The organism is Cellulophaga baltica 18, assembly GCF_000468615.2.
In the GTDB taxonomy this organism is placed as follows: Bacteria; Bacteroidota; Bacteroidia; order Flavobacteriales; family Flavobacteriaceae; genus Cellulophaga; species Cellulophaga baltica.
Map to the genome: position 1 here is coordinate 2,010,455 of NZ_CP009976.1, position 13,727 is coordinate 2,024,181.

The window sequence follows — 13,727 nt, forward strand, 5'->3', positions numbered from 1 at the left end:
TTATGTAATTTTGTACTTCGAATTTTGCGAACTTTTCAAAACATGGGCTATAAGAGTAATATTGCTTTTGTAGTATATTCCAAGACAGATAAATCCAACCGTAGCCAGGACTTGGGCCAAATTAATGGAAAATAACTTTTTTAATTCATGAAAATTATTATTGCAGGGGCTGGTGAAGTAGGATTTCATTTAGCAAAATTATTATCCTACGAATCTCAAGATATAACTCTAATAGATTCTGTAAAAGAAAGTTTGTCTTATGCAGATACGCATCTAGATATCCGTGTGCTAAAAGGGGATGCTACTTCTATTTCTGTATTGCAAGATGCGCAAGTAGGAAGATCGGATTTGGTGATTGGTGTTACTTCCTCGGAAACCACAAATATTACCTTGTGTTTAATGGCCAAGCAAATGGGGTGTAAAAGAACCATTGCTAGAATATCTAATACAGAATTTAAAAAATTTAGAGATGTTGTCGATTTTAAGAAGTTAGGAATAGACGAATTAATCTCTCCTGAAGAACTTGCAGCACAAGAGATTCAGTTATTATTAAATAAGTCAGCATTCAACGACACCTATGAGTTTGAGAATGGCGCTTTAATTATGGTAGGCGTTTCGCTGCCAAAAGCAGCTCCATTTGTAGGCAAGTCTGTAAAAGAGGCTGCTCAAATATTTCCAGAACTCCATTTTATGCCGATCGCCTTACAGCGTACAGGTACTCAGTACACATTAATACCTCGTGGTGATACGGTGTTTAAAGAAGGCGATCAAGTCTATTTTATTACCTGTAAAGATGGTGTAGATGAGCTTTATAAGCTTACGGGAATGGTTAAGCGTGACATAAAGAATGTAATGATTCTTGGTGGTAGTAAAGTGGGTTATAAAACAGCAAGGGATCTTTGTAGTAAAAAGTTTAATGTAAAGCTTATCGAGAAAAATAAAGATAAAGCTTTTGATCTCGCAGATGAATTACCAGATGCATTGATAATTAATGGAGACGGACGTAATGTGGAACTTTTGGAAGAAGAAAGTTTGGAGTCTATGGATGCTTTTATTGCTGTAACGGGCAACTCTGAAACGAATATTATGTCTTGTTTGGTGGCGAAATCAAAAAACATAAAAAAGACGATTGCTTTAGTTGAAAATATGGATTATTTTCAATTATCTCATTCTATCGGTATTGATACTTTGATTAATAAAAAATTACTTGCTGCTAATAATATATTTAGACATATTAGAAAAGGAGAAGTAGTAGCGCTTACCCGTCTGAATAATCTAAACGCAGAAATTTTAGAATTTATAGTTAAACCAGAATCTCTTGTAAATGGTAGAATTATTAAAGAATTAGACTTCCCTAGAGAAGCTACTATTGGTGGTGTGATAAAAAATGGAGAAGGAATTATTGCTTTAGGAGATTTTAAAATTCAACAAGGAGATAGGGTAGTGGTATGTTGTTTGCCAAGTTCTATTCCTAAAATTGAAAAAATGTTTCTTTAATGGGACTTAACTACAGGATTATTTTTCATCTAATGGGGCTTCTATTACTTTGTAATGGAGGGTTTATGATTATTGCTGCAGTTTTTAGCGGTATTTATGATGATGGGGCTACGTTAGATATCACTCTAGCGGCAATCGTTACCATGATCATTGGAACGTTGTCTATGTTTCTAACCCGTGGTCATAAAAAAGAAGTAAAGAAAAAAGAGGGGTATATAATTGTCACGGGTGGTTGGTTAGTCATGTCGCTCTCAGGAGTATTGCCGTATTTGTTTTCTGGTGCTATTCCTGATTTTACGAATGCTTTTTTTGAAACTATCTCAGGGTATACGACTACTGGAGCTTCCATTCTTGATGATATAGAAGCTTTGCCAGAAGGTATTCTTTTTTGGAGGAGTCTTACTCATTGGATTGGGGGAATGGGGATTATCGTTTTAGCTATTGCAATTTTACCCCTTTTAGGAATTGGTGGAATGCAATTGTTTGCAGCGGAAGCTCCAGGGCCAAGTAGTGATAAATTGCATCCGCGTATTACAGATACAGCAAAAAGGTTATGGTTAATCTATTTTGGGTATACCGTGGCAGAAACAATCTTATTGAAACTAGCAGGGATGTCATTTTTTGATGCGATTAATCATTCTTTAGCAACCTTATCTACAGGTGGTTTTTCTACAAAGAACTTGAGTACAGCGTATTGGAACGATCAGCCTTTGATTCAGTATATCATTATTTTATTTATGTTCCTTGCGGGGAGTAACTTTGTATTAAGTTACTATGCTTTTAAAGGAAAAGTACAGAAGATTTTGTTTGATGAAGAATTTAAATTTTATACCATATTCGTAGTAGGTTTTACCATTATCTCTGCTTTAGTGGTGTACTTTAAAGCGAATGTTTCTCTTTCAGAATATCATCCAATGATATGGGGGGAGGCAGAAAGTGCTTTTAGGCATTCTTTATTTCAGGTATTATCGGTAATAACTACTACTGGTTTTGTCACAGCAGATTTTACAAATTGGACACACTTCTTAACCATCTTTTATTTTGGTTTATTCTTTCTTGGAGGATGTGCAGGTTCTACCTCTGGAGGTATAAAAGTGATGCGCCATTTGTTAATTATTAAAAACGGACTTTTAGAATTTAAACGTACGCTACATAGTAATGCTGTGATTCCTGTGCGTTATAATAATAAAACGGTACGCGAGCATATTGTATATAATATCATTGCATTCTTTGTGCTGTATATGCTAATGTTTATCATTGGCTCTTTAGTATTGGGAGCGCTAGGCTTAGATTTTGAATCTGCCGTTGGTGGTGCTGCGTCATCATTAGGAAATGTAGGTCCTGGTTTAGGGAGCTTAAATCCGTTAAGTAACTTTAATGATTTGCCTAACTTAGGAAAATGGTGGTGTGGATTTTTAATGCTATTAGGGCGTCTAGAACTCTTCACTGTTTTAATTCTCTTTACGCCATATTTCTGGAAAAAAATATAAAGCGCTACTAGTAAGGCTACTTCAATACATTCGATGTTTAACTTGCGAACCAAGCTGTAATGCCACTGCTTATTGCGGTCTATATTAATTTGGTATAAAAGATCATAAAAAAAGCGCCTCAATTTTCATTGAGGCGCTTTAACAATAAATAAAGGGTTTTATTAAGACACGGCTTTTTTAATTCTAGCTAGTGCTTCTGTAATTTGTGCTTCACTTGCGGCGTAAGAGATACGAATGCAATTATTGTTTCCGAAAGCATCACCTGCTACCGTAGCAACATTTGCAGCTTCTAATAAGTACATAGAGAAGTCAGATGAATTATTGATTTTTACTCCGTTCAAAGTTTTTCCGAAATATGCAGTTACATCAGGGAAAACATAAAATGCCCCTTCTGGTTCGTTGCATTTAAATCCAGGAATATCTTGTAATAAGCTTAAGATTAATTTTCTACGTTCTTTAAACTTGTCTACCATATATTGAATACGGCTAACAGGCTCAAGCAATGCGGTAATGACTGCTCTTTGTGCAATACAGTTAGCGCCGCTAGTAACTTGTCCTTGAAGTTTGTTACAAGCTCTTGCGATATATGCAGGAGCGCCAATATAACCAATTCTCCATCCTGTCATGGCAAAAGCTTTAGCTACACCATTAACAGTCACGGTACGGTCAAACATATCAGGAAACTCGGCCATTGAAGCATGAGCAGTAACTCCGTAGTTGATGTGTTCGTAAATTTCATCACTTACCACAACAATTTGAGGGTGTTTTTGTAACACATCTGCCAAGGCTCTTAATTCTTCTTTACTGTATATAGAACCTGTTGGGTTACAAGGAGAACTATACCATAACATTTTTGTTTTTGGTGTAATTGCCGCTTCCAATTGCTCTGGCGTCATTTTAAAGTCTGTGTCTATAGACGTAGAAACTTCTACTGGTACACCGTCTGCTAATTTTACGATATCACTATAGCTCACCCAGTAAGGGCAAGGTAATATTACTTCATCACCTTTGTTTAAACAAGCTTGAGCAACATTATATAAAGATTGCTTAGCACCTGTAGAAACTACAATTTGTGGTAGTGTATAGGTAAGGTTGTTATCTCTTTTAAACTTCGTAATAACAGCCTCTTTCAAATCTACATATCCATCTACTGGAGAGTAAGAATTGTAATTATCGTTTACAGCTTGTATAGCTGCATCCTTAATGTAATCAGGGGTGTTAAAATCTGGTTCTCCCAAACTAAGACCAATAATGTCTTTTCCCGCGGCTTTAAGTTCTCTTGCTTTTGCAGCCATTTCTAAAGTGGCTGATATTGCTAAGTTGTTAACTCTTTCAGATAAATGGTTACTCATTTTATATAATTTTCTAATACTGAATCGAAGGCTTTTTGCCTAGTTCTTTTAAATGACTAAAGTGCGAAATTATAGCTTTTCTCGTCGTCTTGTATTCGTTGTAAGGCAAATTAAACTCATTTGCAGTCTCTTTAACAATTTTAGCAATTTTTGTGTAATGAACATGACTAATATTAGGAAAAATATGATGTTCAACTTGGTGGTTTAGTCCTCCTGTGAACCAGTTCACAATTCTGTTTTTAGTTCCAAAGTTAACAGTAGTGAACAGTTGGTGAATCGCCCACGTGTTTTTCATATTGCCATTTTCATCTGGTAATGGAGTGTCAGCATCTTCAACAACATGCGCTAATTGAAAGGTTACACTTAAGATTACACCAGCCACATAGTGCATGATAAAAAAGCCTATTAGTATTTTCCACCAAGCAATGCTTAAAATAAGCATCGGAAGAACAATCCATATTGTTAGGTATATAATTTTTGTGATAACCAGTTTGCTCCAATTTACAAAAGGGTTTGGTAGTTCACCGTAAGACAGCTTACGTTTCGTGTAGCGGTACATTTGTTGAAAATCTGTAGTAATGGCCCAGTTAAACGTTAATAATCCGTATAAAAATACAGAATAGAAATGCTGAAATTTATGGTGTTTTCTCCATTCCGCATGCTTTGAGAATCTAAGAATTCTTCCGGCTTCTAAATCTTCATCGTGTTCATGAATATTGGTATACGTATGGTGCAATACATTGTGTTGTACTTGCCAGTTAAATACGTTACCTGCAAGAATGTAAATGCTACCTCCCATTAATTTATTTACCCATTTTTTGTTAGAGTAAGAACCATGATTTCCATCATGCATTACATTCATACCAACACCTGCCATACCTATTCCGATAAGAATGGTAAGTAATAAGTTAGCCCAGTTAGGTAGGTTTAAAGTAAGTATTAGAAAATAGGGTGCTAAAAATAAAGCGAACATTACAGCTGTTTTTAAGTGTAGTCTCCAATCTCCTGTTTTTTTTATTTTATTCTCTTTGAAGTAGTCGTTTACCCTCTTGTTTAATGTTTTAAAGAATTGGGTAGAATCCTTTCTGGAAAATCGAACGGTTTCTTTAGTCATGATATTGTTTTTAACAAAGATAAGTTAATTCATTTTTGGTAATTCAAAATACCTTCTTAAAAATGAAATAATTATGATTTTTAAAGTGTTATTTTTGCATTAAAATTACTTTTTTATGGATGTTAATATATTAGTTAATCACTTTCCAGATTTAACTGAGGATCAGAAAAGACAGTTTGTTTTGCTAGCAGACCTGTATAAGGATTGGAATATGAAGATTAATGTGGTTTCTAGGAAAGATATTGATGAATTGTATTTAAGACACGTTTTACATTCTTTGGGTATTGCTAAAGTACATCAGTTTCTACCGGGATCATCAGTAATTGATGTGGGTACTGGTGGCGGTTTTCCTGGAGTACCTTTAGCTATTTTATTTCCAGAAACGCATTTTACGCTTGTAGATGCTATAGGAAAAAAAATTAAAGTAGTAGACGAGGTTGTTGCTGGATTAGGTATCAAGAATGTAACTACTATAAATGACCGTGTAGAGAACGTTAAAGGAAAGTTTGACTTTATAGTGAGTAGGGCAGTAGCCGCTATGCCTACCTTTGTGCACTGGACAAAAGGAAAAATAAAGAAAGAATCTTTGCATGAACGCAAAAACGGAATCTTATATTTAAAAGGAGGAGATCTTTCTGAAGAATTGCAGGGATATAAAACAGTAGAGCTCTTTGATTTGTCTGATTTCTATGATTATGAATTCTTTGAAACAAAAAAGGTGGTCTATCTTCCTTTAAAATACAGAGGATAAAAAAAGCTCGATTTATATACATATAAATCGAGCTTTTTTATTTAGCATTGGTGTAGTAGTGCTAAATACTTAATAGACTTAGATATGATTGTCTGCAAGTTTTAGCATAATTTTTCACGTATTCTGCAATACTTTCAAACGTAAATGTTTTTGATTTTTTTTGATTTTTTGAACTTCTATCTTTCATAATCCGCCGTTTTAAGAAGTGTAAAGGTACTATTTACACTGTTTGTTTACAATTAATTAACGTTAAATTTACATAGTTAGTATGTGGAATGTCAATTATTTTAGCTGATTTTCAGGTTTTTACCACTTTTTTAATAGTTCATTGTCAAATTGAGTCTATGTATTTATATAAAAATAGCCGCTAACATTTGGTGTTAGCGGCTAGGTATTTTGAATGTATAGTGTTTTAGTTTAAGCTCCAAGGTGGTGTAACATTGTTAGATCTAGCGTAAGCAATCAACTGTCCTTTATGTTCCCCATTGTGTTCCATGATGGCAAGAAGGCCTGCTAAGGTGCTCATTTTTGCGAATCCAAAATCTACTTCATCCTTTAGATTGTCATTTTTAACCATCAAAATAGAGGCAAGAACAAATTCATTAGATTTTTTTAGTGCAGCTATAATATTTTCTTTTCCTGTAATTTTAGTTAAGCCCATTACATCTACATCTTCTGGTGGAGCAAAGCCCATTTTTGAGGCTAAAAAGTAATTTCCGCCAGCGACGTGTAAAAGTGCTTCGCTAACAGAATTCACTCCATCCATAGGTCTCCAAGCATATTGTGCTTCTGAAAATGCTTCTGCCAATTGAATCACTTGTTTTTGATTTCCAATTAACACATCATGGATGGTAGTTTGTGTTAAATTTTCTATTGGACTTTCAAGGTTCTGTATTTTGGATGCTTTCTGCGCGTGAGAAAATGTTGTCATAAAAAATACTCCGAGTAGTGTTGCTAATTTAAGTGTCATCTGTTTTTTGTTTAAAGGGTTGGTTTCGAGTTTATTATTTGTAAAAATAAGGTTTTTTACAGCCACTATTTTGAAAATCTTATTGGACGCTCCCAGCGTTTGTTTGTTCTGTTAGGTTTGGTGTAAAAAAAATCCCGAAGAATGCTTTCTTCGGGATTTAATACTGTTTACTATATTATTATCCTAAAAACGGATATCTGTAATCTACAGGAGTAACAAATGTTTCTTTAATTAGTCTAGGAGATACCCAGCGTAATAAATTTTGAGCAGATCCCGCTTTATCATTGGTACCAGAAGCTCTTGCACCACCAAATGGTTGTTGTCCTACAACAGCACCAGTTGGTTTGTCATTAATATAAAAGTTACCTGCGCAATTTTGTAATGCTTTGGTTGCTTCTTCTATAACATAACGATCTGTAGCTAATACAGCTCCGGTAAGTGCATATTCAGAGGTGCTGTCTACTAATTTTAATGTTTCAGCCCAGTTTTCATCCTCATATACATATATGGTTACTACAGGTCCGAATAATTCCGTTTCCATAGTAGTGTATTTAGGATCTGTAGTTACGATAACAGTAGGCTCAATGAAGTACCCTTTAGACTTGTCGTAATTACCACCAGCAATAACTTCTGCGTTGTCATCTTTCTTAGCTTGGTCAATATACTTCGCTAATTTATCAAATGAACCTTCGTGAATAACAGCGGTCACAAAATTAGACATGTCTTCAGGAGAACCAGGTTTGTTAATCGATTTTAAATCAGCCTTAACGTTTTCTAGTACTTCGTTAGCGATAGATTTAGGAAGGTATACTCTAGAAGCTGCGCTACATTTTTGGCCTTGGAATTCAAAAGAGCCTCTTACAATTGCAGTAGAAACTTGACTAGGGTTTGCAGTTTTGTGAGCTACAATAAAATCTTTACCTCCTGTTTCTCCAACAATTTTTGGATATGTTTTGTAAGTATGGATGTTGTTTCCAATTTGTTTCCATAATTCTTTGAAAACATGTGTAGATCCTGTGAAGTGAATTCCTGCAAAATCAGGACTATCTAAAACAGTTTCAGTGATCATTACTGGATCTCCGTAAACAACATTGATTACACCGTCTGGTAAACCTGCCTCTTTGAAAACATCAACAATAACTTTAGCTGAGAAGATTTGGCTGTCACTTGGTTTCCAAACAACAACATTACCCATCATTGCTGCACTTGCTGGTAAATTACCTGCAATAGCTGTAAAGTTAAATGGTGTAATAGCATAAATGAAACCTTCTAAAGGTCTAAATTCAACACGGTTCCAAATACCAGGCGCAGATGCTGGCTGCTCTTGGTAAATTTCAGTCATGTACTGTACGTTAAAACGTAAAAAGTCAATAAACTCACAAGCAGCATCAATCTCTGCTTGATGTATAGTCTTAGATTGCGCTATCATTGTAGCGGCATTAATTTTTGCTCTATAAGGTCCTGCAAGTAATTCTGCAGCCTTTAAAAATATAGCAGCTCTTTGTTCCCAAGGAAGATTAGCCCAGGCGGTTCTAGAGGCTAAAGCATTATCTATAGCTTGGGTAACATGTTTTTTTTCTGCAACATGGTATGTTCCTACAATATGTTTATGGTCGTGAGGAGGAGACATTGTTCTTGTGTTTCCTGTTTTTATTTCTTCACTTCCAATATATAAAGGAACATCAACACTGCCGTTGAAATATGATTTGTATTGTTTTAAAACTTCTTCGCGCTCAGGAGATCCTGGTACGTATCCTTTTATAGGTTCGTTGATAGCTGTCGGAACTTTGAAAAATCCTTTACCCATTTGTCTTTATTTTTAAATTAAAATAGTGATGGTAAAGGTACTAAAAGTTGAGAGCTATAAAAAAAAGATAATGGTATTAGTTCAAGGTAAAAGGAGTACTAAATTTAAAAGTAGGTATGTATACTCTAAATTTTTCATTAGTGTTAAAATTAACCATATTGTAATGACCTTTCATGGCACCTATTGTAGAGGTTAGTAAACAGCCAGAACTGTAGGTGTGAGATTCTCCAGGTAAAATAACTGGTTTTTTTCCAATCACTCCTTCGCCGTCAAGAACTTCTAACTCATTTAGAGAATCATATATTTTCCAATGACGAGAAGTTAGCTGTACAGAATCCTTGCTTTGGTTTTCTATGGTAATAGTGTATCCAAAGGCGTAGTGCGTTTTATAATTTTTAAAAAACGTACCTTCAAAACTTGTGCTTACAGAAATTTTTATCCCTTTTGTTATCTGAGTTGTCATTGCTTTCAAATGCTAAATTTGCTATTAGGGTTACAGATTACTTTAGTCTTAAAATTAAGAAATAACTAACATAGAAACGAAACTTTAATAAAATTTTGACATTTCAAAAAATGTCAAAATTAGCTCAAAACTATGTTTTACGTCTTAATAATAAGCAAGGTATGAAAGTTTTTATTTTTTTTATAGTCTTAGCAAGGAACTTCGATGTAATTATGCTTTCGAAGGATATGAAGGACTTTTTTAATTGCTAATGTTTGTAGCGCTAGCTGATCCAATACCGATAATACTATCATATAAGTCTCCGAAATTTCTATAGTAGACTAAGACCAAATAATGATTTTCTGTGTTGTGAAAGTTTCCTGATATTTTGTTTAAATCTATCGTATCTCCTTGTTTGGTAACATACTTGTAGTTATAAAATCCTTGCTTCATTAAAATAGTAGCTTCTAAAAGTCCATTTTCAGCATTGAAAATCATTTTATTTTCATCTGTCAATGCGTAGTTGTTAAATTTTCCAAACACATAAACATCGTCCATATCAATCTGTGCTTTATAAGGAAGGCTAAAATGAATTTTGGTGTATTCTGCTTCTCTTGAAGAATCATCACCTTGTAATGTTCTTACGACAAAATCTCCATTAATATCGGGGAAATAGGTATAGGGTCTGTCATTTCTAAAGATATCCGTGAAAAGGTAATGGTTGTAAAGATCGGTGAGTTCTATAGAGGAGATGGCGGCTGTCGCGGATCTTAAATCCTTAGTGTCAAAATTTAAAAATTCATTTCCAGCATAAAAACTCGTTTCGCTATCATATTTGTAGACGAGTTCTGTGCCTAGTGTAAATTGGGGTTTAATGTTCTGTAAAGAAGTGGGCCAATAATAATTTTGAATAATTGCGAGTTTAACTTCCTTTTTAGGATTTACTAAGGAGAAGTTGCTGTAGTTGATGTTTATTTGAGTGATTTGCTTCTCAGTGATAAATTCAAAATCACGAGTTCTTTTCGGGGTAACTCCAACCGAAACTAAATCTTGATAGACCACAAACCTTCTTGAAAATACAATTTCGTAATTACTGTCATAAACTTCTAACATATAATTACCGCTAATTTTTAGCTTTACATTGTCATTGGGAATGGTGAGTTTGTAATTAGAATAGGGCTGTAAGGTATTATAGCTATTGTTGTAGTCTGTAATTCTTTGATCATCAATTCCGTTGAGGTATTGAGATTTTAGTAAGTCTGAAGGAGTCCAATCGTAGTTGCAGTGTGTAATTTTGTAATAGTAGTCATATTCACCTGCAGTGATATCATCAAATTCTAAATAAATAGGGTCTCCTAATAACGCAATGGGGAATTGATCTTCGGTTTCGCCTTTAAAAACAATAGTTTTAATGTTTTCGGGAGCGTTTATTTCTTCTTGAATCTGAGCAGTAGCGCTTAAAAAACTAATAAGTAGGAGTGATAATAAAAAGTATTTTTTCATTGTAAGCGGTTGTTTGGCAAAGATAAGCAAAAGTTGTGCCTAAAAAACGAGTAGTGGTTTTGACTTCGGTATTATTTAGAATAAATATAAATAGTATATTCTTGCCGATTTTAGTAGCGAAATGTACTCTTAAAATTTTAAATTTGCATCAAATTTTGTTAACCTAAGGTCTACATTAATATGTCTAAAGACATCAGAATTAAGAAAGGCTTAAACATTAATTTAGTTGGTAAGGCTGAAACCGTTACGGTTAAAGCGCCAGATAGTAATGTTTATGTTATAAATTTACAGGATTTTCATGGGATTGCCCCTAAAATGCTTGTAAAAGAAGGCGCAGAAGTAAAAGCAGGTGAAGCGCTCTTCTACAACAAAAATCATGAGTCTATGCTTTTTGTTTCTCCTGTGAGTGGTCAATTGGCTGAAATTAAGCGAGGGGAAAGAAGAAAAATCCTTTCACTTAAAATTACAGCTGGTAAAACTCAAGAATCTATAGAACATCAAGTTCCAAATCTAGGTAGTGCATCAGCTGCAGATATTAAAGCATTATTGCTTAAGTCTGGTAGTTGGCCGTTTATCAAACAACGACCTTATGATGTGATTGCAGATCCTGAAACGACACCAAAAGCAATTTTTGTGTCAGGATATGTAACCGCTCCCTTGGCAGCAGAACTGAACTATACTTTAAAAGGTAAAGAAAAAGAATTGCAAGCAGCTATTTCTGCAGTCTCTAAACTTACACCAGGTAAAGTACACGTTTCTTATGGTGATTCTAGTTCTCCATTGGCGGGACTTAAAGATGCAGAAATGCATCAAGTTTCTGGTCCGCATCCTGCAGGTCTTGTGGGTACACAAATCAATAAATTAGATCCTATTAATAAAGGAGAATTGGTTTGGGTAATAACCCCTCAAGATTTAGTAATTATCGGAGAGTTATTATTGACGGGGAAATTTAATGCAGAGCGTATTGTTGCATTAGGAGGTTCATCTGTTAAAAAACCACAATATTATACTACTAAAATTGGATCTGAGATTGCTACTTTTCTTTATGCGAGTGGTGTTAATGGAGAAAAATTTAGAGTAATAAATGGTGATGTTTTAACAGGGTCTAAGTCTAGTCAAGATGGTTATTTAGGTTTTTATAACAACACGGTTACTGCTATTCCAGAAGGAGATGATTATGAATTTTTCGGTTGGAATAAACCAATTTTCAATAAGATTTCTACGACTAGAGCATTAACGTTCTCATGGTTAAGTCCTAAGAAAAAATATGATCTAACAACAAATACGAATGGCGAGCATAGAGCATTCGTAGTTACTGGTCAATATGAAGAGGTGTTTCCATTAGATATTTTTCCAATGCAATTACTTAAAGCGTGCATGGTCAAAGATTTAGATGAAATGGAACAACTAGGATTGTATGAAGTTGCCCCGGAAGATTTTTCATTGACAGAGTTTATCTGTATTTCTAAGCAGCCTCATCAGCAAATTATTCGTGAAGGATTAGATTTATTACAAAAAGAAATAGGATAACTATGAGCCTTAAAAATAAATTACACAATTTAAAAGAAGAGTATAAGGGCAAAAAAATGGCACCAGCCTTTAATGCAATACATACTTTTCTATATGCTCCTAATGAGACTACACATTCAGGTAGTCATGTTAGAGGTGCAGATGATTTAAAGCGTACCATGAATACAGTAATCATGGCGCTTATACCAGTTTTATTATTCTCTATGTTTAATGCGGGTTATCAGCATTTTGCAGCCATAGATGCTGCCAATGGTGTAGTTCGTGAAGTTTCTGTATTTGGAAACTTTTTAACATGGGAAAATTTCTGGATTGGAATAATAAAAGTACTTCCGTTAGTAGTGGTTTCTTATGGTGTTGGACTTATAGTTGAATTCATATTTGCTGTTATTAAAGGACATGAAGTAGAGGAAGGATACTTGGTGACAGGGATGTTAGTGCCACTTATCGTACCAATTGATACGCCACTTTGGATGTTGTCTATCGCCGTAATATTTGGTGTGGTAATCGGTAAAGAAGTTTTTGGAGGTACAGGGATGAATATTCTTAACCCAGCATTAACTATTAGAGCCTTTTTATTCTTTGCATATCCAACGTGGATGAGTGGTGATAAAGTTTGGGTATATGATGCTGTTAATTTAGCGGGTACGCCAGATGCTATATCAGGAGAAACAATTCTTGGTTACTTAGCACAAAATAAGGCTGCGGAAATGACCTATTCAATCTCGGACATGTTCTTTGGTTTTATACCAGGATCTGTAGGAGAAACTTCTACATTCTTAATTCTTTTAGGAGGCTTATTTTTGATTTTCAGTAAAATAGCAAGCTGGAGAATTATGTTGAGTGCCGTTCTTGGTGCTTTGGTAATGGGCTTAATGTTCAATGGAGTGGTAAGTTCTGGTTGGATTGGTGAGACTAGTAAATTTTACGGTCTTATGAGTTTTACTTTTTGGAAGCATCTAATCGTTGGTGGTCTTGCATTTGGTATTGTTTATATGGCTACTGATCCTGTTACAGGGTCTCAAACAAATAAAGGGAAATGGTTTTACGGTTTCTTTATCGGTTTTATTTCGGTAATGATTCGTGTATTCAACCCAGCGTATCCAGAAGGTGTTTTCTTAGCAATATTGTTAATGAATGTATTTGCACCTACAATAGATCATTACGTGATTCGTGGTAATGTTAAGAAGCGTTTAAAAAGATTAAAAAACGCAACCATCTTACCAAACGATAGCGCTAGTAAATCAGAAAAATTAAAAGCCGAAACAGTTTAA

11 protein-coding genes are annotated in these 13,727 nt (G+C 34.6%); 5 read left to right on the top strand and 6 right to left on the bottom strand.

Going from position 1 to position 13,727, the window contains the following annotated elements; all coding sequences use genetic code 11:
- The first annotated feature begins 147 nt into the window (after positions 1 to 147).
- Together trkA and M666_RS08595 are read left to right on the top strand one after the other, a co-directional pair.
- Positions 148 to 1,497, top strand: a complete 1,350-nt coding sequence (trkA, locus tag M666_RS08590; RefSeq protein WP_024481677.1) for a Trk system potassium transporter TrkA — start codon at positions 148 to 150, stop codon at positions 1,495 to 1,497.
- Positions 1,497 to 2,987, top strand: coding sequence for a TrkH family potassium uptake protein (locus tag M666_RS08595; protein ID WP_024481676.1), 1,491 nt, complete (start codon positions 1,497 to 1,499; stop codon positions 2,985 to 2,987). Before trkA ends, M666_RS08595 begins: the two co-directional genes overlap by 1 nt.
- Before the next feature lie 161 nt (positions 2,988 to 3,148).
- On the opposite strand, the gene M666_RS08600 is transcribed toward M666_RS08595, so the two are convergent.
- Both M666_RS08600 and M666_RS08605 read right to left on the bottom strand, forming a co-directional pair.
- Positions 3,149 to 4,339: a pyridoxal phosphate-dependent aminotransferase gene (locus tag M666_RS08600; protein WP_029447030.1), complete on the bottom strand. Its 1,191-nt coding sequence runs from the start codon at positions 4,337 to 4,339 to the stop codon at positions 3,149 to 3,151.
- 13 nt (positions 4,340 to 4,352) lie between these two features.
- Positions 4,353 to 5,453: a fatty acid desaturase family protein gene (locus M666_RS08605; RefSeq protein WP_024481674.1), complete on the bottom strand. Its 1,101-nt coding sequence runs from the start codon at positions 5,451 to 5,453 to the stop codon at positions 4,353 to 4,355.
- Between the two features lie 115 nt (positions 5,454 to 5,568).
- Between M666_RS08605 and rsmG the strand changes: the two genes are divergently transcribed.
- On the top strand, positions 5,569 to 6,204 hold the full coding sequence (gene rsmG / locus M666_RS08610; protein ID WP_024481673.1) for a 16S rRNA (guanine(527)-N(7))-methyltransferase RsmG: 636 nt from the start codon (positions 5,569 to 5,571) through the stop codon (positions 6,202 to 6,204).
- 412 nt (positions 6,205 to 6,616) lie between these two features.
- Here rsmG and M666_RS08615 read toward each other — a convergent pair whose 3' ends face one another.
- The 4 genes from M666_RS08615 to M666_RS08630 all read right to left on the bottom strand — a co-directional run bounded on the left by M666_RS08615 (position 6,617) and on the right by M666_RS08630 (position 10,926).
- Positions 6,617 to 7,174: a DinB family protein gene (locus M666_RS08615; RefSeq protein ID WP_039326320.1), complete on the bottom strand. Its 558-nt coding sequence runs from the start codon at positions 7,172 to 7,174 to the stop codon at positions 6,617 to 6,619.
- A 178-nt stretch (positions 7,175 to 7,352) separates the two neighbouring features.
- A complete protein-coding gene (pruA, locus tag M666_RS08620; protein WP_024481671.1) occupies positions 7,353 to 8,981 on the bottom strand; it encodes an L-glutamate gamma-semialdehyde dehydrogenase in 1,629 nt (542 codons plus the stop codon).
- Positions 8,982 to 9,057: 76 nt separating this feature from the next.
- Positions 9,058 to 9,444 carry a Co2+/Mg2+ efflux facilitator ApaG/CorD gene (gene apaG / locus M666_RS08625; RefSeq protein WP_029447028.1) on the bottom strand — a complete coding sequence of 129 codons (387 nt, stop codon included), beginning with the start codon at positions 9,442 to 9,444 and terminating at the stop codon, positions 9,058 to 9,060.
- Between the two features lie 240 nt (positions 9,445 to 9,684).
- The gene (locus tag M666_RS08630; RefSeq protein WP_029447027.1) at positions 9,685 to 10,926 is read right to left on the bottom strand and encodes a type IX secretion system plug protein; all 1,242 of its coding nucleotides are present in this window, start codon (positions 10,924 to 10,926) and stop codon (positions 9,685 to 9,687) included.
- Positions 10,927 to 11,106: 180 nt separating this feature from the next.
- Here M666_RS08630 and M666_RS08635 point away from each other — a divergent pair, with 180 nt between their 5' ends.
- Both M666_RS08635 and M666_RS08640 read left to right on the top strand, forming a co-directional pair.
- On the top strand, positions 11,107 to 12,456 hold the full coding sequence (locus M666_RS08635; protein ID WP_029447026.1) for a Na(+)-translocating NADH-quinone reductase subunit A: 1,350 nt from the start codon (positions 11,107 to 11,109) through the stop codon (positions 12,454 to 12,456).
- Positions 12,457 to 12,458: 2 nt separating this feature from the next.
- Positions 12,459 to 13,727, top strand: a complete 1,269-nt coding sequence (locus tag M666_RS08640) for an NADH:ubiquinone reductase (Na(+)-transporting) subunit B (RefSeq protein ID WP_024481667.1) — start codon at positions 12,459 to 12,461, stop codon at positions 13,725 to 13,727.